At 73.0% G+C, this 21,776-nt stretch carries 20 protein-coding genes; 11 read left to right on the top strand and 9 right to left on the bottom strand.

Features of this window, described 5'->3' with window-relative positions; all coding sequences use genetic code 11:
- The first annotated feature begins 15 nt into the window (after positions 1-15).
- From gcvT to GWK16_RS15555, 9 genes are all read left to right on the top strand, one after another.
- Positions 16-1,125 carry a glycine cleavage system aminomethyltransferase GcvT gene (gcvT, locus tag GWK16_RS15595; RefSeq protein ID WP_170054903.1) on the top strand — a complete coding sequence of 370 codons (1,110 nt, stop codon included), beginning with the start codon at positions 16-18 and terminating at the stop codon, positions 1,123-1,125.
- 13 nt (positions 1,126-1,138) lie between these two features.
- Positions 1,139-1,516 (top strand): glycine cleavage system protein GcvH, encoded by a 378-nt coding sequence (gene gcvH / locus GWK16_RS15590; protein ID WP_170054902.1) that lies wholly within the window; start codon positions 1,139-1,141, stop codon positions 1,514-1,516.
- Positions 1,513-4,413: an aminomethyl-transferring glycine dehydrogenase gene (gene gcvP, locus GWK16_RS15585; protein ID WP_170054901.1), complete on the top strand. Its 2,901-nt coding sequence runs from the start codon at positions 1,513-1,515 to the stop codon at positions 4,411-4,413. Before gcvH ends, gcvP begins: the two co-directional genes overlap by 4 nt.
- Positions 4,410-4,970, top strand: coding sequence for an NUDIX hydrolase (locus tag GWK16_RS15580; protein WP_170054900.1), 561 nt, complete (start codon positions 4,410-4,412; stop codon positions 4,968-4,970). Before gcvP ends, GWK16_RS15580 begins: the two co-directional genes overlap by 4 nt.
- Positions 4,971-5,115: 145 nt before the next feature.
- Positions 5,116-5,442 (top strand): cupin domain-containing protein, encoded by a 327-nt coding sequence (locus tag GWK16_RS15575; RefSeq protein ID WP_170054899.1) that lies wholly within the window; start codon positions 5,116-5,118, stop codon positions 5,440-5,442.
- Positions 5,439-6,335 carry an alpha/beta hydrolase family protein gene (locus tag GWK16_RS15570; protein WP_170054898.1) on the top strand — a complete coding sequence of 299 codons (897 nt, stop codon included), beginning with the start codon at positions 5,439-5,441 and terminating at the stop codon, positions 6,333-6,335. Before GWK16_RS15575 ends, GWK16_RS15570 begins: the two co-directional genes overlap by 4 nt.
- A 79-nt stretch (positions 6,336-6,414) precedes the next feature.
- Complete coding sequence (locus GWK16_RS15565) at positions 6,415-7,512, top strand: TRAP transporter substrate-binding protein (RefSeq protein WP_170054897.1); 1,098 nt, start codon at positions 6,415-6,417, stop codon at positions 7,510-7,512.
- Complete coding sequence (locus GWK16_RS15560) at positions 7,416-8,807, top strand: MmgE/PrpD family protein (protein WP_170054896.1); 1,392 nt, start codon at positions 7,416-7,418, stop codon at positions 8,805-8,807. The genes GWK16_RS15565 and GWK16_RS15560 overlap by 97 nt, the downstream gene beginning before the upstream one ends.
- A 29-nt stretch (positions 8,808-8,836) precedes the next feature.
- The gene (locus GWK16_RS15555) at positions 8,837-9,808 is read left to right on the top strand and encodes a Bug family tripartite tricarboxylate transporter substrate binding protein (protein WP_170054895.1); all 972 of its coding nucleotides are present in this window, start codon (positions 8,837-8,839) and stop codon (positions 9,806-9,808) included.
- Between the two features lie 65 nt (positions 9,809-9,873).
- Here the strand turns inward: GWK16_RS15555 and GWK16_RS15550 are convergent, their stop codons facing one another.
- From GWK16_RS15550 to GWK16_RS15510, 9 genes are all read right to left on the bottom strand, one after another.
- Positions 9,874-11,448, bottom strand: coding sequence for an ABC transporter substrate-binding protein (locus GWK16_RS15550; protein WP_170054894.1), 1,575 nt, complete (start codon positions 11,446-11,448; stop codon positions 9,874-9,876).
- Between the two features lie 146 nt (positions 11,449-11,594).
- Positions 11,595-12,101, bottom strand: coding sequence for a F0F1 ATP synthase subunit B family protein (locus GWK16_RS15545; protein WP_170054893.1), 507 nt, complete (start codon positions 12,099-12,101; stop codon positions 11,595-11,597).
- A complete protein-coding gene (locus GWK16_RS15540) occupies positions 12,101-12,703 on the bottom strand; it encodes a F0F1 ATP synthase subunit B family protein (protein ID WP_170054892.1) in 603 nt (200 codons plus the stop codon). Before GWK16_RS15540 ends, GWK16_RS15545 begins: the two co-directional genes overlap by 1 nt.
- Positions 12,704-12,798: 95 nt before the next feature.
- Positions 12,799-13,023 (bottom strand): ATP synthase subunit C family protein, encoded by a 225-nt coding sequence (locus GWK16_RS15535; RefSeq protein ID WP_027284881.1) that lies wholly within the window; start codon positions 13,021-13,023, stop codon positions 12,799-12,801.
- Between the two features lie 76 nt (positions 13,024-13,099).
- Positions 13,100-13,855, bottom strand: coding sequence for a F0F1 ATP synthase subunit A (locus GWK16_RS15530; RefSeq protein ID WP_170054891.1), 756 nt, complete (start codon positions 13,853-13,855; stop codon positions 13,100-13,102).
- A 22-nt stretch (positions 13,856-13,877) separates the two neighbouring features.
- Complete coding sequence (locus GWK16_RS15525) at positions 13,878-14,174, bottom strand: AtpZ/AtpI family protein (RefSeq protein ID WP_170054890.1); 297 nt, start codon at positions 14,172-14,174, stop codon at positions 13,878-13,880.
- A gap of 111 nt (positions 14,175-14,285) precedes the next feature.
- Positions 14,286-18,380: a chromosome segregation SMC family protein gene (locus tag GWK16_RS15520; protein WP_248291414.1), complete on the bottom strand. Its 4,095-nt coding sequence runs from the start codon at positions 18,378-18,380 to the stop codon at positions 14,286-14,288.
- On the bottom strand, positions 18,380-18,973 hold the full coding sequence (locus GWK16_RS15515) for a DsbA family protein (protein ID WP_248291413.1): 594 nt from the start codon (positions 18,971-18,973) through the stop codon (positions 18,380-18,382). Before GWK16_RS15515 ends, GWK16_RS15520 begins: the two co-directional genes overlap by 1 nt.
- A 90-nt stretch (positions 18,974-19,063) precedes the next feature.
- Positions 19,064-19,468 (bottom strand): DUF721 domain-containing protein, encoded by a 405-nt coding sequence (locus tag GWK16_RS15510; protein WP_248291412.1) that lies wholly within the window; start codon positions 19,466-19,468, stop codon positions 19,064-19,066.
- A gap of 62 nt (positions 19,469-19,530) precedes the next feature.
- Between GWK16_RS15510 and GWK16_RS15505 the strand changes: the two genes are divergently transcribed.
- Together GWK16_RS15505 and GWK16_RS15500 are read left to right on the top strand one after the other, a co-directional pair.
- Positions 19,531-20,577: an NUDIX domain-containing protein gene (locus GWK16_RS15505; protein WP_170054887.1), complete on the top strand. Its 1,047-nt coding sequence runs from the start codon at positions 19,531-19,533 to the stop codon at positions 20,575-20,577.
- The gene (locus GWK16_RS15500; protein ID WP_170054886.1) at positions 20,574-21,776 is read left to right on the top strand and encodes a glycosyltransferase family 87 protein; all 1,203 of its coding nucleotides are present in this window, start codon (positions 20,574-20,576) and stop codon (positions 21,774-21,776) included. The genes GWK16_RS15505 and GWK16_RS15500 overlap by 4 nt, the downstream gene beginning before the upstream one ends.

Here is a 21,776-nt window from a genome sequence, read left to right as displayed (position 1 = left end):
GCGGCGGGAGGAACCGTGGCCGAGTCGTCGGAATCGCTTCTGGAAACGCCGCTGGCGTCGCTGCACCGCGAGCTGGGCGGGCGCATGGTCCCCTTCGCGGGCTACAACATGCCCGTGCAGTACCCGGCCGGCATCCTCACCGAGCACCTGCACACCCGCGCCGCGGCGGCGCTGTTCGACGTCTCCCACATGGGCCAGGCCGAGCTGGTGGGCGAGGGCGCGGCCGCGGCGCTGGAGCGCGTCACGCCGGCCGACGTCCAGGTCCTGAAGTCGGGGCGGCAGAAATACGGCCTGTTGACGACCGCCGAGGGCGGCATCCTCGACGACTTCATGGTCGCGAACCTCGGCGACCGGCTGTTCCTCGTGGTCAACGCCAGCCGCAAGCAGGTCGACCTGCCCTATATCGAAGCCGCGCTGCCGGCCGGCGTGACGCTGAAGCCGCTGCCGGACCGCGCGCTGATCGCGCTGCAGGGGCCGCAGGCGGTCGCCGCCATCGCGACCCTCGCGCCGGGCATCGCCGAACTCGGCTTCATGGGCGTCGGCGCCTTCACCATCGCGGGCGTGCCCGCGCTCGTCTCGCGCTCCGGCTACACCGGCGAGGACGGGGTCGAAGTCTCGGTGCCCGCCGAGCAGGCCGAGGCCTTCGCCCGCGCGCTGCTGGCCCTGCCCGGCGTGCAGCCGGCGGGCCTTGGCGCGCGCGATTCGCTGCGGCTCGAGGCCGGGCTCTGCCTCTACGGCAACGACATCGACGAGACGACGAGCCCCGTCGAGGCCGCGCTGACCTGGACCATCGGCAAGCGCCGCCGCATGGAATGGAACTTTCCCGGCGCCGAGCGCGTGCGCGACGAACTCGCCAACGGCACGAAGCGCCTGCGCGTCGGCATCAAGCCGGAAGGCCGTCAGCCTGCGCGTGGCCACACGCCGATCCACGCGCCCGGCGGCGACGTCATCGGCGAGGTCACCTCGGGCGGCTTCGGCCCGTCCCTGAACGGCCCGATGGCCATGGGCTACGTCGCGCGCGAACACGCCGCGGACGGCACCGCCCTCGACCTCATGGTGCGCGGCAAGGCGATCCCCGCCCGCGTCGCGCCCACCCCCTTCGTCCCCCACCGCTACGTCCGCTGAAGGAGCCGCACCGATGTCCGAGACCAAGTACACCAAGGACCATGAATGGGTGCGCCTGGACGCCGGCGTCGCCACCGTCGGCATCACCGACCACGCGCAGAACGCGCTCGGGGACGTCGTCTTCGTCGACCTGCCGGAGGTCGGTCGCGTCGTCGTCGCCAACGAGCCGATCGCGGTGGTCGAGAGTGTGAAGGCGGCGTCCGACGTCTATGCCCCGATCGCGGGCAAGATCGTCGAGGTGAACGCCGCCCTCGCCGACAATCCCGGCACGATCAATTCCGCGCCGACCACGGATGGCTGGTTCTTCAAGATCGAGACCTCCGATCCCGGCGCGCTGGACGGGCTGATGGACGAGGCGACCTACGCGGCCTACGTGGACGACCTCGCATGAGCGCGCTCGACACGCTGGCGGCGCTGGAGGCGGGCGACGCCTTCGCCCCGCGCCACATCGGGCCCTCGGAGAGCGAGATCGCCGAGATGCTCCGCGTCGTCGGCGCGTCGAGCCTCGACGACCTCGCTGCCAAGACCGTGCCGGCGGCGATCCTCGGCATGGACCTCGCGGGCCTGCCGGAACCGGCGACCGAACTGGAACTGCTGGCCGAGCTGCGCGCCATGGCGCTGCGCAACCGCGCCGACGTCAAGTCGCTGATCGGCATGGGCTACCACGGCACGCACACGCCGCTGGTCATCCGGCGCAACGTGCTCGAGAACCCGGGCTGGTACACCGCCTACACGCCCTACCAGGCCGAGATCGCGCAGGGGCGCCTCGAAGCCCTGGTCAACTTCCAGACCATGATCTGCGACCTGACGGGCCTGCCGGTGGCGAATGCCTCGCTGCTCGACGAAGGCACGGCGGCCGCCGAGGCGATGCACCTCGCCCATGCCGCGACGCGCGGCAGGTCGGACCTGCTGATCGCCGCCGACGACCTGCACCCGCAGTCCAAGGCGGTGCTGACGACGCGCGCCGCGCCCCTCGGCATCGAGGTGCGCTTCGTGAAGGTCGCCGACATCGTCGCGGCCGTGACGGAAGCGAAGCCCTTCGCGTTGGTGCTGCAGTATCCCGGCACGACCGGCGAGGTGCGCGACCTGACCGGCGAGATCGCCGCGGTCCAGGCCGGCGGTGGCCTCGCCATCGTCGCGGCCGATCCGCTGTCGCTCTGCCTGCTGACGCCGCCCGGCGAGATGGGCGCGGACGTCGTCGTCGGCTCCGCCCAGCGTTTCGGCGTGCCGATGGGCTATGGCGGGCCGCACGCCGCCTACATGGCGGTGAAGGATGCGCACAAGCGGCTGATGCCGGGTCGCCTCGTCGGCGTCTCAGTGGATGCGGCCGGCGCGCCGGCGATGCGCCTCGCGCTCCAGACCCGCGAGCAGCACATCCGCCGCGAGAAGGCGACGTCGAACATCTGCACCGCGCAGGTGCTGCTCGCCGTCATGGCCGGCTTCTATGCCGTGTGGCACGGGCCGCAGGGGCTGAAGCGCATCGCGACGCGGGTGAACCTGCTCGCGCGCCTCGTCGCTGGTGCGGCCAAGGCCGCCGGCTTCGCGCCGAAGCATGACGCCTTCTTCGACACCGTGGCGCTCGACGCCGGGGCGAAGGCGCAGGCGCTGATGGATTCGGCGCTGAAGCGCGGCTTCAACCTGTCCCGTATCGACGCCACCACGGTCGGCATCGCGCTGGACGAGACGGTGACGCGCGAGGACCTCGACGCGCTGATCCAGGCGATCGCCGACGCGGCCGCCAGCCCGGTTGCCGCCGGCGCCATCGCGGGCGGTATCCCTGCCGTGCTGGAACGCCGCTCGGCCTACTGCACCGCCACCGTCTTCAACGCGCATCACTCGGAGCACGCGATGCTCCGCTACCTGAAGGCGCTCGAGGACAAGGACGTCGCGCTGAACCGCAGCATGATCCCGCTGGGGTCCTGCACGATGAAGCTCAACGCGACGGCGGAGATGGTGCCCGTCACGCTGCCCGGCTTCAGCGTCATCCATCCCTTCGCCCCGGCCGACCAGGCGAAGGGCTATCGCGAACTGACCGACCGCCTGTCCGACTGGCTGTGCCGCATCACCGGCTTCGCGGCGGTCTCGCTGCAGCCGAATGCCGGCAGCCAGGGCGAATATGCCGGTCTGCTCGCGATCCGCGCCTGGCACCTGAGCCGCGGCGACACGCATCGCGACATCTGCCTGATCCCGGCCTCTGCGCACGGCACCAACCCGGCCTCGGCCGCGATGGCGGGGATGAAGGTGGTCGTGGTCGGCACCGACCGCGACGGCAGCGTCGATCTCGACGACCTCAAGGCGAAGGCGGAACAGCACGCGGCGAACCTCGCCGCGCTGATGATCACCTACCCGTCGACGCATGGCGTCTTCGAGACCGCGATCCGCGAGATCTGCACCCTGATCCATGAGAAGGGCGGCAAGGTCTACATGGACGGCGCCAACATGAACGCGCAGGTGGGGCTGACCTCGCCGGCGTCCATCGGCGCGGACGTCTGCCACCTCAACCTGCACAAGACCTTCTGCATCCCGCATGGCGGCGGCGGGCCGGGCGTGGGGCCGATCGGCGTCACGGCGGAACTCGCCCCCTTCCTGCCGGGTCATCCGGTGGTGGATTGCGGCGGGTCGAAGGACATCGTGGTGAGCGCCGCGCCCTGGGGCTCGGCGTCGATCCTGACGATCTCCTACGCCTACATCCGCATGATGGGCGCGGCCGAGCTGAAGCGCGCGACGCAGGTGGCGATCCTCGCCGCCAACTACGTCGCGAAGCGGCTCGAGGCGCATTTCCCGGTGCTCTACCGCGGCATGAACGGCATGGTCGCGCATGAGTGCATCCTCGACTGCCGTGGCTTCCAGCAGGGCGGCGGCGTGATGGTCGAGGACATCGCGAAGCGCCTGCAGGACTACGGCTTCCACGCGCCGACCATGTCCTGGCCGGTCGCCGGCACGCTGATGGTCGAACCGACAGAAAGCGAGCCGAAGGCGGAGCTGGATCGGTTCATCGACGCGATGGTCGCCATCCGCGCCGAGATCCGCGCCGTCGAGCAGGGCCGCATGGACAAGGCCGACAACCCGCTGAAGAACGCGCCGCACACCGCGGCCGAGATCGCGGCGGAGACCTGGTCGCACCCGTATTCGCGCGAACAGGCGGCCTTCCCGCTGCCCTTCGTGAAGGCGCGCAAGTACTGGCCGCCGGTGAAGCGCGTCGACAACGTCTATGGCGACCGCAACCTGGTCTGTTCCTGCGCACCGCTCGAGGCCTACGCCCAGGCTCACCAGATCGCGGCCGAATGACGGTCCTGAAGCCCTGGACGGTGACCGCCAGCCGCATCGTGCTGGCGGATCGCTGGATCCGGGTGCGGGCCGATAGCTGCGTCGCCGCCAATGGCGACGCGATCGACCCGTTCTACGTGCTGGAATATTCGGACTGGGTGCATGTCGTCGCACTCACCGACGATGATCGCTTGGTGATGAACCGCCAGTACCGCCACGCGGCCGGGGAGGTGCATCTCGAGCTCCCCGGCGGCGTCCTGGATGCGGCGGATGCCGATCCGGTCGCCGGCGGCCGGCGCGAGTTCCGCGAGGAAACGGGGTTCGGCGCGCGCGAATTCCGTCACGTCGTGAGCCTGCGCCCGAACCCCGCGACGCACACCAACCGCGTGCACACGGTCCTCGCGCTGGGTGCTGCGCCGGAAGGCGCGCAGTCCTTCGACAATGGCGAGGAGATCGCCGTCGAGCTGATCCCGGTGCCCGAGGTGCTGCGGGTCATTCGCGAGGGCGAAGTGCAGCAATCCACCCATGTCGCCTCGCTGCTGCTGGCGCTCGCCGCCGCCGGCCGCGTGACTTTCTGAAGTTCCGGGTTCCGAGGGCCTTTCGGCCCATGGGTCCCCATGGCCGATGCTTTGCATCGGTCATGGGATCCCGGGCGGGGGAGCACGAGGGGGCGGCGCCCCCTCGCTGTTGCCCACGGCGCACCACGCGCGCAGCATCCTTGCCATGACCCGCTTCACCTTCCCCGCCGCCGAGGCCGCCGCCACCCCGAACGAGCCTGGCCGCCTCTCGGCCCGGATCTTCGCCCTTGGCACCTTCGAGGCGCGCTGGTACGCGCCCGAGGGCAGCGACCCGCAGACGCCGCATACGCGCGACGAGGCCTATGTCGTCGTCAGTGGCCGCGGCACCTTTTTCTGCGCCGGCACGCGCGCGCCCTTCGGTCCGGGCGACATGCTCTGGGTGCCCGCGGGTGCCGAGCATCGCTTCGAGGACTTCACGCCCGACTTCGCGACCTGGGTGATCTTCTACGGGCCGGAGGGCGGGGAGGGGTGATCCGCCGCCTCGCCGCGCTGGCGCTGCTCGCCACGGCGCTGCTTGCCCGCGGCGCCGCTGCGCAGACGCTGTTCGAGGTGTCCGGCACACCGCCGCTCGAGGCCGCGCTGTGGCTGCCCGAGGGGACGGCCCGCGTGCCGCTCGTGATCCTGCTGCACGGCGCGGGCGGCGCCTGGGCGGACCATGCGCCGCTCGGCGCCGCGCTCGCCGCGGCCGGCATCGCGGCCGCCGGCTTCACCCAGGTCGCGGACCGGGCCGCCCCCAACCCGTTCCTGCGGATGGCGGCGCGCGCGCGGGCGGGATCTCGGGTGCTCGACGCCGTGCTGGCGCGCGCGGCGGAGCGGATCGACCCGGCGCGCATCGGCGTCTTCGGCTATTCCGCCGGCGCGACGGCCGCGCTGCTGCTGATCGGCGGGCGTGTCGATCCCGGGCGCTGGACCGCGCTGTGCGAGGCGACGCCGCAGGAACGCTTCTGCGGGACGCCCTTCGGCCGCAGCGCGCTCGCCGCCGCCGACACGCCGCCCATCGTGGCGGCCGATCCGCGCTTCCGCGCGGCGATGCTGGCGGCCCCCGCGCTCGGCTTCCTCTTCGTGCCCGACGGCCTGGCCGGTGTCCCGCCTGGAACCCCCCTGCGCCTGTGGCGCGCGGGGAGGGATTCGCTGCTCGCCGAGCCCCTTCACGCCGAAGCGATCGCGTCGCGCCTGCCGGGGCGACCCGTACCCCAGGTCGTGCCGGATGCGGACCATTGGGTGTTCATGCCGCCCTGCACCGCCGAACGCCGCACCGCCGAGCCGTGGCTCTGCACGGACCCGCCGGGCTTCGACCGGGGGGCCTTTCACGCCGCCTTCAACGCCGACGCCGTCGCGTTCTTCTCGGCCGCGCTCGGACGCTGACCAACCGTTGCGCGGCGCCCGTGCGCCCAGCATTCTTGCCGCCCGCCAGGCATTCGCCGGCGTGGGAGGAAGTACAGGAATGGATCGTCGCCGCTTCATCGCGAGCGGGGCCGCCGGCGCCGCCGCCGCGACCGTCGCCGCACCGCAGGTCGTCAACGCGCAGGGTGCCCCGCGCGTGCGCTGGCGCTGCCCCGGCAGCTTCCCGAAATCGCTCGACACCCTCTACGGCACGCAGGAACACATCTGCCGCCGGGTCAGCGAGATCACCGACGGCGCCTTCCAGATCCAGCCCTTCGCGCCCGGCGAACTGGTCCCGGCGCTGCAGGTGCTCGACGCCGCGGGCTCGGGCTCGGTCGAGATCGGCTGGTCGGCGCCCTACTACTACACCGGCAAGGACCCTTCGCTCGCCTTCGGGTCCTGCGTTCCCTTCGGCCTCAACGCCCGCCAGCAATGGTCCTGGTGGCACGACGGCGGCGGCAAGGACCTCATGGCCCCGGTCTTCGCCGACCAGGGGGTGCGCTGCATCCTCGGCGGCAACACCGGCGCGCAGATGGGCGGCTGGTTCCGCAAGGAGATCCGCAGCGTCGACGACCTGCGCGGCCTGAAGTTCCGCATCGCGGGCTATGCCGGTGAGGTGTTCAACCGACTCGGCGCCGTCGCGCAGCAGCTCGGCGGCGCGGACATCTACCCCGCGCTCGAACGCGGCGTGATCGACGGCGCCGAATGGGTCGGCCCCTACGACGACGAGAAGCTCGGCTTCCAGCGCGTCGCCCAGTACTACTACTTCCCCGGCTGGTGGGAGCCCGGCCCGTCGATCACCATGATGGTGAACCTGCGCGCGTGGGAAGCGCTGCCGGCGCAGTTCAAGGCCGCGCTCGAGACCGCCTGCGGCGAGGGCTATTCCTACATGACCGGCCGCTACGATGCGCTCAACCCGCCGGCGCTGCGGCGGCTGATCGCGGGCGGTACGCAGCTCAAGGCCTTCCCGCGCGACGTGATCTCCGCCTGCTTCCGCGTGACGCAGGAACTGTATGCCGAACTCGGCAACCGCAATGCCCGGTTCAAGGAGATCCACGCCCAGTGGGATCGCTATCGCCAGGAACAACAGACCTGGTTCCGCGTGGTGGAGGACAGCTTCGCCAACTCCATGGCGCAGGTGCAGGCGCAGGCGCGCTGAGCATCGACTTCGCCTGGAACGGCCCGCCGCCCGGCAGCGCGGCGGCGGGCAAGGCGCGGCTCCTGCTGTCGGACAGCCTGGGCTGCATGATGGCTGGGCTAGGCCACGCCCGGGTGCGCGCCTTCGGGGCCGCACTCGCCGCGACTATGCCCGGCACGATTCGCCTGCCGGGCGTGGATGCGCCCCTGTCCGCCGCGGGGGCCTCGGCCGTCCTCGCGGCGGCGATGTGCTGGGACGAGGCGAATGAGGGACTCGCCCGCGCGCATGGCCGCCCGGGACTGTCGGTGGCACCGCTCTGCATCGCAGCCCTTGCCGAAGGGCGCGTGACGCTGGGCGAGGCACTCGCGGCCTTCGCACTCGGCTACGAAGTGGGCGGCCGCGCCGGCGAGGCCTGGCGCATCCGGCCCGGGATGCATGTCGACGGGTCGTGGCACTCCCTCGGTGCCGCGGCGACGGCAGTGCGGCTCGCCGGCGGGGATGCCGCCGCGGCGGGGCGCGCCGTGCGCCTCGCGGGCTGCCAGGTGCCCTTCGCGATGTATGCGCCGATCGCGGCGGGCATGGACGGGCGCAATTCCTACCCGGCCCACGCCGCGCTGCTCGGGACGCTCGCGGCCGCCGCCGCGATGGCCGGGATGGATGCGCCCGAGGTCGGCGTCGCCGAGGCCCGCCGCGTCGCGCTCGGCCTGGAGGCGCCGGCCGAGGTCGCGCCGCCGGGCCAGTGGCTGCTCGAGGAAGCCTACATCAAGCCCTTCGCCGGCGTGCGCCACGCGCATTACGCGGCGGCCGCGGCGCTCGACCTCGGCGCATCATCGCCGGACGACATCGCCGCGATCACCCTGTCCACCTATGCCGAGGCGCTGCGCTACGCCGCCAACCGCGCGCCGCGCAGCGCCATCGCGGCGCAGTTCAGCCTGTCCTGGGCGGTGGCTGCGGCGTTGGTGCAGCGCGACCTCGGCCCAGCGGCCTACACCGATGCCGCGCTGTCCGACCCTGCGCTGCGCCGGATCGAGGCCCTGGTGACGCTCGCGGAAGACGAGACGCTCACCGCCGCCGGCCGGCGCGGCGCGACCGTCGCCGTGACGCTGCGCGATGGCACGCGGCGCGCCGCCCGGGCCGAGCGCGTCGCCGGCGACCCCGACCTGCCGATGGACGCCGCGGCCGTGCGCGCGAAGGCCATTCGCTTCGCGACGCCCGTGCTCGGGGCCGGGGGCGTCCGAACCGCGCTGGCGATATTGCTCGACGGGGAGGACGCGCTGCGTCCCGGGGGGATGCTCCTCGCGCCGAACGCGGCCTAGACTTCACCCATCCAGCCGGAGAGCCGCCCATGGTCCGCCCCACCCGCCGCGCCCTCGTGCTCGCGGCCGGCGCCGCGCTTGCCGCGCCGGCGCGCGCCCAGGCCTTCCCCTCACGCCCCATGCGCATCCTGGTGCCCTTCGCCGCCGGCGGCACCACCGACATCCTCGCGCGAGCGGTCGGGGAACGACTGTCCGTCGCCCTCGGCCAGCCGGTGGTGATCGACAACCGCGGCGGCGCCGGCGGCACCGTGGCGGGCGAGGCCTTTGCGCGCTCCGATCCCGACGGGCACACGCTTCTGGTCGCGACGGCCTCGCTCATCTGCATCAACAAGGCGCTCTATGCGCGGATGCCCTTCGATCCCGACACCGACTTCCTGCCGGTCGCGATGCTCGCGCAGCAGCCCAACGTGCTGGTGGTGAACCCGCGCGTGCTGCCGATGCCCACGCTCGCGGAACTCGTCGCCCATATCCGCGCGCATCCGGGCCAGGTGAACTACGGCTCGGCCGGTACCGGATCCCAGCTGCACCTGACCGGGGAGATGTTCCGCGCCGCCGTCGGCGTCGACATGACGCACGTCCCCTATCGCGGCAGCGCACCGGCGATGACGGACCTGGTCGCGGGCAATGTGCCGATGATGTTCGACGGGCTCGGCACCGCGCTGCCGCAGGTGCGCGGCGGGGCGATCCGCGCGCTCGGCGTCGCCTCGACGACCGAGACCGCGGCGCTGCCCGGCGTCCCGCCGATCGCGACCGTGCTGCCGGGCTTCCTGTCGGTGAACTGGACCGGCCTGTTCGCCCTGCGCGGCACCCCGGAACCGGTGCTGGCGCGCATCGACGCGGAGACGCGCCGCGCCCTGGCCGGCCCGGAGATGACGACGCTGTTCCGCGACCGCGCCTTCGACCCGATGCCGATTCCGCGCAGCGACCTGCCGGCCTTCGTGGCGGCGGAAAGCACACGGTGGCGGGACGCCGTCACGGCGTCCGGCGCACGCGCCGACTGAAACGAAAACGGGGAGGGCACTGCCCTCCCCGGAAATCGACCCGCAGGGCCTTTCGGCCTTCGGCCTTACTGGCCGCGGCGCACGTGACGAAGCGCGAAGTAGTTGTCGGCCGTCTGGACGACGGTCCAGCCCTGCCGCACGGCCCAGACGATCTGCTGCTGGTGCAGCGGGATGAACGCGACATCGTCGCGCAGGATCCGGCTCGCCTCGGAGATCATGCGCTGGCGCTGCGCCGGGTCGGTCTCCACCGCCATGCGGTCCAGCAGCGCGTCGAACTGCGGGTTGGAATAGCCCGCGCTGTTGAACACGCCGCGCGCGCCGTCGCGCGTCGCCGCCAGGTTGTAGAGGGCGTTGTGCGCGTCCGAGGTCGAAGGCGTCCAGCCGAGCAGGTAGAAGGACGTGTTGAAGCGCGGCGCATTGATCTCGGCGAAGTAGCGCGCGCGGGTCTGCGCGTTGAGCGTCACGCGGATGCCCACGCGGGCGAGCATCGCGGTGATCGCCGTGCAGATCGCCTCGTCGTTCACGTAGCGGTCGTTCGGGCAGTCCATCGTCACGCCGAAGCCGTTCGGATACCCGGCCTCGGCCAGCAGGCGGCGCCCTTCGTTGATGTTCACCGCGGGGCGCTGGTCATCGGCCTCGACGAAGCCGTTGACGCCCGGCCCGTACATCAGGTTCGACGGCCGCGACTGCCCCCGCATCACCGTGCGCTGGATGGCGTTCACGTCGATCGCGAGCAGCATGGCGCGGCGCACGCGCACATCCTGGAACGGGTTCTTCCCCTGCACGTCGGACTTCAGCAACTGCGGCCGCATCTGGTCCATGCCGAGGAAGATCGTGCGCAGTTCCGGCCCCTGCATGATGGACACGCCCTGCGAGCGGCGGATGCGCTCCACGTCCTGCGGCGGCACGGTGTAGAGGAAGTCGATCTCACCCGAGAGCAGCGCGGCCACGCGCGTCGCGTCGTTCGAGATGACGTTGAACTCGACGCGCGTGAGGTTGTGGCGCGGCGTGTCCCACCAGTTCGGATTCGGCACCAGCACCGTGCGGCGGTCCGGTTCGCGCGACGACAGCAGGAAGGGGCCCGTGCCCATCGCGTTGCGGGTCGCGAAGTTCTCCTCGCGCGCCGTCAGGTCGGCCGGGCGGGTCGCATTGTGCTGCTCCGACCAGGCCCGGCTCATCATGCCCCAGTTGGTGATCTCCTGGAGGAGGATCGGATTCGGGACCGTGGTCTCGAAGTCGACCGTGTGGTCGTCGACGCGGCGGACCTCCTTCACCGAGGCGAGCACGCCCTGGATGTTCGACCCCTGCGCCCGCGCGCGCTGCGCGCTGAACACCACGTCGTCGGCGGTGAAGGGCGTACCGTCGGAGAACTTCACGCCGCGGCGCAGGTGGAAGCGCCACACGGTCGGGGACAGGTTCTCCCACCGCTCCGCCAGCGCCGGTTCCACGCGCATCTGCGCGTCGCGGCGCACGAGCGGTTCGTAGATGTTGGCGTTGAACGACAGCAGGAAGGTTTCCTGCCGCGTGTACGGATCCATGGAATTGGTGTCGCCGTCATTGGCCCACCGGAAGGTGTTGGCCTGCGCGGCGAAGGTGCTGCCGGCGAGTAACGCGGCTGCGAGCGTGAAGCGGAATGTCATGCGGTTTTGCCCCCGGTCATGAACGCGAGTGGCGCATGCTTGCTCCATCGCGGGGCGGAGGGAAAGGCCGTCTGCCCGCTCTGCGAACATGAAAAAGGGTGCCGGCCTTGCGGCGGGCACCCTTTGCTGCGGCGCAGCGCAGCGGATCAGGCGGCGCGCAGGGCCTTCGGCAGTTCCGCGACGCTCTGGTCCACCAGCGCGGCATCCGCGGCGGCGTCATGCGTCGCCCGGATGACGGTCCGCGCGGCCACGCCGGCGATGTCGGCGGCGGCGTTGCGCACCTCGGCGACCGCGGAGGCCTCGGCGGCGGCGATACGGTCCATCGCCATGCGCTCGCGGCGCTTGGCGGCGGCCTCGGCCTCGGCGGCCGCGGCGGAGGCCAGGCGGACGGCCTCGTCACGGGCGCGGGCCAGCAGTTCCTCGGCTTCCTTCGCCGCGGCGGCGCGCTCGGCTTCGGCATCGGCCAGCATCTGCTCGGCCTGCGCGCGCAGCTCGGCGGCTTCCGACAGCTGGCGGCGGATGCCCTCGGCCTTGCCGTCGAGCGCGCCGGCCAGCGCGCCCCACATCTTCTTGCCCAGCAGCAGGAAGAAGATGACGAAGGAGACGGCGACCCAGAACTGCGGGTTGAGCCAGAAGTGCTCGTAGTGGTGCATCAGGCCCTCCCCTGCGCGGTCAGCGCGGCGCCCACGGCGGTGTCGATCGCGGCGCGGTCGGCGCGGCCGACGAGCTTGGCGACCAGCGCCTCGGCGGTGTCGGTGGCGACGCCGCGGATCGCACCCATCGCGGAGGCGCGGGCCGCCTCGATGCGGGCCTCGGCTTCGGCGATCTGGGCGTTGAGCCGGGCGTTCAGCGCGGCGGCCTTCGCGTCGCTGTCGGCCTGGGCGGCCTGGACGGCGGAAGCGACGGCGGCGCGGGCCTCGCCACGGGCGGCTTCGGTGGCGGCGCGGTGCGCGGCCATGGCGCCGTCAGCCTCGGCCTTCGCGGCCTGCGCGGCCTCGAGGTCCGCGGCGATGCGCGCGTGGCGGTTCTCGATCACGGCGCCGACGCGCGGCAGCGCGATCTTGGCCATGAGGAAATAGAGCGCCGCGAAGATGAGCAGCAGCCACACCACCTGGCCGACCAGCAGGCGGCCCTGCTCGGGGTGGCCGAAGGCGAGCTGCGGCATGCCCTCGACGGGCACCGCCGAGGAACTCGCGGCCATGGCAATGGTGGGCAGGGTAGCGGCCAGGGCCGCCAGCAACGTCACTCGGCGCATCGCCGTCTCTCCTCGCCTCGATGCCCGGGCCAAAGGCCGCCCGGGCAGGCCCGTGGCCCCGCCAAGGCCCGGATGGGCCGGCGGGGCCGGGGTGATCAGGCGAACAGGATGAGGAAGGCGATCAGCAGCGCGAAGAGCGCCACGGCTTCCGTCAGCGCGAAACCGAGAATGCCGATCGGGAAGACCGCATCGCGGGCCGCCGGGTTGCGCGCCACGCTGTTGATCAGCGAGGAGAAGATGTTGCCGATGCCCAGACCAACGCCGAAGAGGGCGATGACGGCGATACCGGCCCCGAGGGCCTTCGCGGCGGCGACTTCCATGATGCTCGTCCTTCCTAAATCACATGGAGGTTCTGTACGTACGCAGGTGCCAACCGCACCCCGTTCACATGGCGGGTCAGTGCAGGTGGACCGCGTCGTGCAGGTAGATGCTGGTCAGGATCGCGAAGACATAGGCCTGCAGGAAGGCCACCAGGAATTCGAAACCGACCAGGACAACGTTCACCGCGAGCGGCATGGCGGCCACGAAGGGGCCGATGGCGCCGAGGCCGCCCAGCAGCACGACGAAGGTGGCGAACACCTTCAGCATGACGTGGCCGGCGACCATGTTCGCGAAAAGACGGACCGAGAGGGACACCACGCGGGAGAAGTAGGAGATGATCTCGACCGGGATGATGATCGGCGCCAGCCACTTCGGCGCGCCCTCGGGGAAAAAGTAGGTGAAGAAGTGCATGCCGTGGATGGCGAGCGCCACGCACGTCACCACCAGGAACACCACGATCGCGAGCGTCAGCGTGACCATGATGTGGGAGGTGAAGGTGAAGGAATAGGGCACCATGCCGAGCAGATTGCCCAGCAGCACGAACATGAAGATCGAGAAGACGAAGGGGAAATACTTCTTGCCCTCGTCGCCGACCTGGTCGCGCACCATGCCGGCGATGAAGCTGTAAGACGCCTCGCCCAACGCCTGAAGGCGGCCGGGAACGAGTTCGCCGCGATCGGCCGTCAGCTTCATCAGCAGGAAGGTGATCAGGACCGCCACCAGCATCATCAGGTTCGACTGGCTGAACGACACGGCATCGCCGAACACGCCGAGCACCGGCGAGAGCTCGAACTGGCTGAGCGCGTCGATCGTCTTGCCTTCGGCTGCCACCGGCCTGTCTCCCGTTCGTCCGTCAGTTTGCGCGGGGTGTCTTCCGGGGATTGAACAGCCGATAGACGTTCAGGACCCCGGACGCGCTGCCCAGGACGAAGAACACCAGGAAGAGCCAAGGCCAGGTCCCGAGCCAACGGTCCAGCACGAAGCCGAAACCGATGCCGACGACCAGGGCCGAGACGACCTCGACCCCCGCGCGCAGTCCGATGCCCCAGGGGCCCGGCGGCAGGCTTCCGCGCCCCGCGGGACGCTTGTCCAGGCCCTGTCGGGTCCTGGCCTGCCGCAACCGATCCTCGAAATCGCTGCGCTCGTTCACCTTCGCTCCCTGGCGGAACCCCGCCGGAAGGCAGGCGGCCTTTAGGGTTTGGCCTTACACCTGTCAAGCGCGTGCGGCGCAGCAACCCCGCGCCACACGGCCTTTTTTAGCCTACGCCGCGACAGGCCCCTCGGCCATCTGCACCGCCTGGCCGAGATCGACCGACAGCAGCCTCGACACGCCCCGTTCCTGCATCGTCACGCCATAGAGCCGATGCATCCGCGCCATGGTCAGCGGGTGGTGGGTCACCACCAGGAAGCGCGTCCCGCTTTCCGCCGCCATGGCGTCGAGCAGGTCACAGAGACGTTCCACGTTCGCATCGTCGAGCGGCGCATCCACCTCGTCCAGCACGCAGACCGGCGCCGGCTGGCAGCGGAACACCGCGAAGATGAGGGAGAGCGCGGTCAGCGCCTGCTCACCGCCCGAGAGCAGGGACAGCGTCGCGAGCTTCTTCCCCGGCGGCTCGGCATAGATCTCGAGCCCCGCCTCGAGCGGATCGTCGGACCCGACCAGCGCCAGATGCGCCCGCCCGCCGCCGAACAGGCGGGAGAACAGGTTGCGGAACTCGGCATCCACCCGGTCGAAGACCTCGCGCAGCCGCTCGCGGCCCTCGCGGTTCAGGTGGCCGATCGACCCGCGCAGCTTGGCGATGGCCGCCGTCACCTCGTCGCGGTCGGTGGTGATCTGGCCGATGCGCTCCTCGATCTCGGTGACCTCGATCTCGGCGCGCAGGTTGACCGGGCCCATCTCCTCGCGCTCGCGAGCCAGGCGCTCGACCTTGCGCCGCGCCTTCTCCTCGGCGGCGTCGGACAGTTCCTCGGGCGGCGGCGGCAGCTCGGCATCCTCGCCGAGTCGCTCTGCGATGCGGGCCGCGACGGCTTCCTCGGCTGTCGAGGCGGCCTCGGCGGCGGCCTCGGCGCGCACCTGGCCCTCGCGCGCGGTGGCGAAGGCGGCGTCGGCCTTGCGGCGGGCCTCGCCGCTGTCGCGCAGCCGCGTCTCGGCAGCCGACAGGGCGGCGGCTGCGGCTGTGTGGGCGGCCTCCGATTCGGCCAGCAGCGACGCCGCGCTGCGCCGGCGCGCCGCGGCGTCCTCCGGGGCTTCCGCGAGTGCCTCGCGCTCCGTCCCGGCTTCGGCGCTGCGGCGGCGCAACTCGATCACCCGCGCCTCGGCATCCTCCCCGCGGGAGGTCCAGAGCGCGGCTTCCTCGCCCACCGCCTGTAGCCGCGCGGCGACGCGTCCGGCCTCGGCGGCCAGCGCGGCGATGTCGCTGCGCGCCGTCACCTCCGCCCCGCGGGCGGCGGTCAGCGCATCGCGCGCCTCCGTCACGGCAGCGCGCAGAGCGTCGAGATCCGGCAGCGCAGCCTCGGTCGCCACCGCCTCGGCCAGCGCCGCCTCGGCCTCGCCGCAATCGGCCGCAAGCCGGGCGAGCTGCGGTTCCAGCGCCGCGAGACGGCTCTCCGCCTCCGCCGCACGGGCGGCGAGCGTCGATTCGTGCTGCCGCGCGCCCCGCGCGGTGGCCTCGGCGTTGCGGCGCGCTTCGCGGGCCGCGTGCTCGGCGGCCTGGGCGCGGGTCTCGGCGGCGCCGGCCTCCTCGGCCGCGCGGCGCAGCGTCGGCAGGTCGGGCAGGGCGGCGATGGCGGCCCAGGCTGCTTCCTTGGCGGCCTCGGCCTCGGCGCGGTCGGCGGCGAGGCGCGCCAGTTGCGGCTCGATCGCCGCGAGCCGGCTTTCCGCGCGCGCATGCCGCGCCGCGAGCGCCGATTCGGCCTGCCGGGCCTCGTTCAGCGTGGCGTCGGCGCGGGCGCGGGCCTCGCGGGCGCGGGCCTCGGCGGCGCGGGCCTCCTCCTCGCGGGCGGCGGCGGCGGCGCGGGCGGCCTCGGTGGTCGCGGCCTCGGCCTCGGCGCGGTCCAGCTTCGCCTCGGCGGCGCGCAGGGCGTTGCGCTGGGCGAGGCGCACCGCGCCCGGCGTCGGGGCGCCGGCGCGGGCCGTGTGCCCGTCCCAGCGCCACAACGCGCCATCCTCGGTCACCAGCGACTGGCCGGGCCTGAGCGCGGCCTGCAGCGCGGCGCCATCGGCACCCTTGGGCAGCAGCCCGATCTGCGACAGCGCCCGGGTCAGCATCGCCGGCGCTTCCACCAGCCGCGACAAGGGCACCGCGCCGTCGGGCAGCGGGGCCGCGGCATCGAGCGGCGGCAGGGCGCGCCAGAAGCGCGGGCCGGTCTCCTCGGCGGGGCTTTCCAGCGCCTCGCCAAGCGCCGCGCCCAGCGCGGCTTCCAGGCCCGCCGGCACGCCCACCTGGTCGAGGATCGGCGCCGCGGCCCCCGGCTCGCGGGCGGTCAGGACCTCGCGCAGGGCCGCGACCTCGGCGGCGGCGCGGGCGCGCTCGCCGCCGGCGGCGGTGGCCGCGCGGCCCGCCTCGGCATGGGCGGCGGCGGCCCAGGCGCGCATCGCCTCCGCCTCCTCCAGCGCCTTGCGCGCCTGCTCGACGGCTTCGCCCGCAGCGGTCAGTGCGGCGGTCGCGGCCTCGCGCTCGGCGGCGGGGATGATCTCGGCGGCCGCGGCGTCGCGGTCCTTCGCCATGGAAGCGTGCTGGGCCGCGATGCGGTTCAGCCGGTCCTCGGCCCCGGCCTTCTCGGCCTGGGCGCGCTGCGCGACGGACGCGGCCTCGGCGGCGGCGCGGCGGGCCTCGGCATGGGCATTGGCGGCCTCGGCGCGGGCGGCCTCGGCCTGTTCCAGCGCGACGCGGGCGGCTTCGAGCGCGGCATCGGCGGCGGCGACCTCGGCGGCGGCCTCCGCGCGCGCCTCGGCGGGGACGCGGGCGCGGGCGGCGGCGTCGCGCTCGGCGGCGAGGCGGGCATGGCCCTCCTGCGCGCGCTTCAGCCGAGCCTCGGCGGCGGTGCGGGCCTCGGCGGCGGACTGGACGCGGGCGGCGGCCTCGGCGGCCTCGACGGTCGCGGCCTCGGCGGCGCGTTCGGCGGCCTGGGCGGCCTCGGCGGCGGCGACCAGCGCGGCCTCGGCGGACTCCCGCCGGCCGGGCAGGGACCGCTCCACCGCGGTCAGCGCCTCGGCCTCCTGGCTCAGCCGCTCGCGCGCGGCCTCGGCATCGCGCAGCACGCCCTCGGCATGGGCGAGGTCGCGCTTCAATTGCGTGAGACGCGCCTCGGCCGCCTCCAGCGCCTCGCGCGCCCGGCGTTCCTCGGCTTCCAGGCCCTCGGTCTCGACGCGGCGGCGTTCCAGCGCGGTGCGCGTCGCGGCCTCGGCGGCGCGGGGGGCGGGGATGGCCTGCTCGGCCTCGAAGGCGGCGATGGCGGCGCGCTCGGCGTCGGCCTCGGCGGCGCGGACGGCGGCCTTGGCCTCCGCGAGCTGCTGCGTGGCATGCCGCCCGGCGGCATCGGCCCGCGCGGCCAGGATGGCGAGCCACTCGCCCTCCGCCTGGCGCACGAGGCCCGAAAGATTGCGATAGCGATTGGCCTGCCGCGCCTGGCGCTGCAGCCCCTGGCGCTGGCTGTCGAGCTGCCCGAGCAGGTCCTCGGCGCGCGACAGGTTCGTCTCCGCCTGGCGCAGCTTCAGCTCCGCCTCGTGCCGGCGGGCGCGCAGCCCGGCGATGCCGGCGGCTTCCTCGAGCACCTGGCGGCGGTCCTCGGGCTTCGCCTGGATGAGGGTCGACACGCGCCCCTGGCTGACCATGGCCGAAGCGCGGGCGCCGGACCCGATGTCGGCGAACATGGTTTGGACGTCGCGCGCCCGGACTTCCTTGCCGTTGACCCGGAACGCCGAGCCCTCGCCGCGGGTGATGCGGCGGATGATCTCGAGTTCCGGCTGGTCCTGGTTCGGCGGCGGGGCGAGCCCTTCCGCCTCCTCGAGGCTCAGCGTCACCTCGGCGACGTTGCGCCCCGCGCGGGTCGCGGTGCCGGCGAAGATGACGTCGTCCATCTCCCCGCCGCGCATGGCCTTGGCGGAGGTCTCGCCCATCGCCCAGCGCAGCGCTTCCACCACGTTGGACTTGCCGCAGCCATTCGGGCCGACGACGCCGGTCAGGCCCGGCAGGACCTCGACCGTGGTCGCCTCGGCGAAGGATTTGAAGCCCGCGATGCGGATCCGCGCGAGCGTCGCACGCACCGAGGCCGCCTTCTGGGCCTCGCTGCGCGGTGCCGAATCCTCTTCCTCCGGCCCGGGGGGCGCCGGCGGCAGGGACCCGTTGTCCATCATCAAGCCTGGGCCTCGCGGGCGAAGCGGTCGTAGCCGATCGCGCCCGAGACGACGCGGGTGCCGAAGACGAAGGTCGGCGTCGCCTGGATGTTGAACTGGCGCTCGCCTTCCTGCCGCTGGGCGAGGATGGCGCGGGCCAGGTCGTCGTCGCCCCAGGCGGCGTCGAAGGCGGCCTGGGACATGCCGGCCATGGCGGCGATCTTGGCGATCTCGGCCTTGTGGTCGACGCCGCGGGCGAAGGCCCAGCGATCCTGGTTGTTCAGCAGGGCGGAGACGAAGGGCTCATAGGCCGCCGGCGGGAAGGAGCGGGCGACGGCCGCGGCGCGCAGGGCGATCTGGTCGAGCGGGAAGTCGCGCCACACCATCCGCACCTTGCCGGTCTCCACCAGCTCCGCCTTCACGCGCGGCCAGGTTTCCCTGTGGAAGGCGCCGCAATGGCTGCAGGTCAGGGAGAAGAACTCGGTCACCACCATCGGGGCCGAGGCGCTTCCCATGGACCGCTCGGACAGCCGCGGGTCGGCGGGCGCCTGCGCCAGGGCCGGCAGGGCGGCGAGGGTGCCGCCGGCGGCAAGCAGGGTGCGGCGAAGAAGCATGGGCATCCGGTCTCCTTTGGGGCCGCCCGGCCGGGCGGCGACCCGTCGCATATGGGCCGCCTGGGGCCGTTCCGGGACTCGGGCTGCCACTCAACGAGTCCGATAGACGCCGCGGCCCAATCTTTCCAGCGCTTCGCGCAGTTCCGGGGAGCCGACCGATTCGATGGCTGATTCGACCCGTTGCGGCAGCGCCACGGGCTTCGGGGCCGGTCTTTTCCGGACCGCGGCGGCCGCCGGGGTCTGCTGGACGAAGCGGAACCGCTCGACGGCCGCCCGCCCGAGCGCGGCGTTGATCCGCCCGGCCAGTTGCGGCGCAAGGTGCTGCAGTTCCATGGCGACCGGCCCGGCGCAGGCGAGCGTCAGGGTGCCGGAGGTCAACCGCAGCGGCTGGGTCACGGCCGCCAGCGCCGGGCCGACCAGTTCCGGCCAGTCGGCCATGATCTGCGCGCCGGCGGGGCTCTTGCGCTTGAACGCGGGGCGTGTGAGCGCTGGCATCAGCGCGCCGAGCGGCCTCGGCCCGCCCAGGAACCGCTTGTCATCGCCATCCCGTGCCATCCGTGAGCCCCTCCGCCGCCGACCTCCTCGCCTGGTATGACCGGCACCGGCGGGTCCTGCCGTGGCGCGCCGCTCCGGGGGAGGCGCGGGACCCATACCGCATCTGGCTGTCGGAGGTGATGCTCCAGCAGACCACGGTGGCCGCCGTGGGGCCGCGCTACGCCCGGTTCCTGCAACGATTCCCCACGGTCGGGGCCCTCGCCGCCGCGGATTGGGCCGAGGTCGCCGAGGAATGGGCCGGCCTTGGCTACTACGCCCGGGCACGGAACCTCCATGCCTGCGCCAAGGCGGTCGCGGCGGCCGGCGGTTTCCCGCGCAACACCGAGGGCCTGGCGGCGCTGCCCGGCATCGGCCCCTACACGGCCGCGGCGGTCGGCGCGATCGCCTTCGATGCCCCGGTCGTGCCGGTCGACGGCAATGTCGAGCGCGTCATGGCCCGCATCCACGGGGTGGAGGCGCCGCTGCCCGGCGCGAAACCGATCCTCACCGCCCATGCCGCCGCCTGCATGGAGGATCCGGTGGCGCGGGCCCGGCCCGGCGACTTCGCGCAGGCGCTGTTCGACCTCGGCGCAACGGTGTGCACGCCGCGCAACCCCGCCTGCGCGCTCTGCCCCTGGCGGGAGGGCTGCGCCGCGCATCGGGCGGGGATCCAGGCTGAGCTCCCGCGGAAATCGCCCAAGCCCGCCCGGCCGCTGCGGCACGGCGTGCATTTCCTGCTGCGGGACGATGCGGGCCGCGTGCTGCTGCGCCGGCGGCCCGAGAAGGGGCTGCTCGGCGGCATGCTGGAAGTGCCCGGCACGCCCTGGCGCGCCGACCCCTGGCCGGAGACGGAGGCGCTGGACCACGCGCCGTCCACCGCGGCCTGGAGGCCGGTCGAGGGCATCGCCCGCCATGGCTTCACGCATTTCGAACTGGAAATGCGCCTGTATGCGGCGCCGGCGGTTACCATGGCGGCGGTCGCGGGCGAATGGATGCTGCCCTCGGCGGCGCGCGGCGCGCTGCCTTCGGTGATGCGACGGCTGCTCGACCTCGCCGGGGCGGTCGTTTGATCCGCGCCCTTCGCGAAGGGACCTGGCTGACGCCCGCGCGGCTCCGGGCCTATGGCCTCGGATATCTCCTGGTGGTCCTGGCGGCGGTCGCCGCCACGGTGCCGCTGATCCTCGGCTGGCGGGAGGCGCCGCCGGCCGACCTCGACTATCTCAGCTTCCATGCCGCGGCCACGATGGCCGATGCCGGGCGGGCCGCCGAGGTCTGGGACCGCGATGCCCACGCCGCCGCGCAATCCGCGTTGCAGGGCCAGCCGGGTCGGTACTTCTCCTTCTTCTATCCGCCGCTGTTCCTGCTTGTACTCATGCCGCTCGGCCTGCTGCCGCTGTTGCTCGGCCTGGGCGTCTGGCTGGCGGCCACCGGCGGCGCGATGTGGGTGGCGCTGCGGCCGTGGGGCGTGTTTCGGCGGCCCATCGCCGCCGCCTGCGTCATGCTGGCGCCGGCCGCGGTGCTGAACGCCCTGCACGGGCAGAACGGGTTTCTCGCCACGGCGCTGCTGGCCGGCGCCGGCTTGTGGCTCGATCGTCATCCCGCCCGCGCGGGGGCCATGTTCGCGATGCTGGCCTTCAAGCCCCAGCTCGGCCTTCTCGTCCTGCCGGTGCTCCTCGCCGGCCGTCGCTGGGCAGCGCTGGGCTGGGCCGCGGGCCTCGGACTCGCATCGGTGGCGCTGGCCACGCTCGTGCTGGGTCCCGGCATATGGCCCGCCTTCCTCGCTCGCATGCCGGATGCCGGTGCCGCCTTGTCCGACGGTGCCCTGGCGGTCTGGAAGCTTCAGAGCGTCATGGCGATGGCGCTCACGCTCGGCCTGCCGCGGGGCGCGGCGATGGGCGCGCAGGCGATCGTTGCGGCGGCCGTGCTGGCCGCCGCGATCGTGGCGGCCCGGCGCCATCTCGGTGGCCGCGCCGAACTCGCCGTCATCGCAGCCGGCGCGCCGCTCGCGACGCCGTTCGTGCTGGTCTACGACCTCGTCGTGCTGCTGGTGCCGATGGTCTGGTTGCTCGGCGAGGCGCGGCGCAGCGGCTTCCTGCCGTGGGAAAAGTCGGGCATCGCGCTGGCCTGGATCCTGCCGCTGCTCGCCTTCCTGGCCAGTATCGGAGCGGAGGTCAGCATCGGTCCACTCGCCTCGATCGTGACGCTGGGCCTCGTGCTGCGGCGGATCGCCGCAGCACCGTCGGCACGGGACCAGCGCCCGGTCGCGTGA

The organism is Neoroseomonas marina (assembly GCF_012927745.1).
Lineage (GTDB): Bacteria > Pseudomonadota > Alphaproteobacteria > Acetobacterales > Acetobacteraceae > Neoroseomonas > Neoroseomonas marina.
This window is presented reverse-complemented; position numbering and strand designations above follow the sequence as displayed.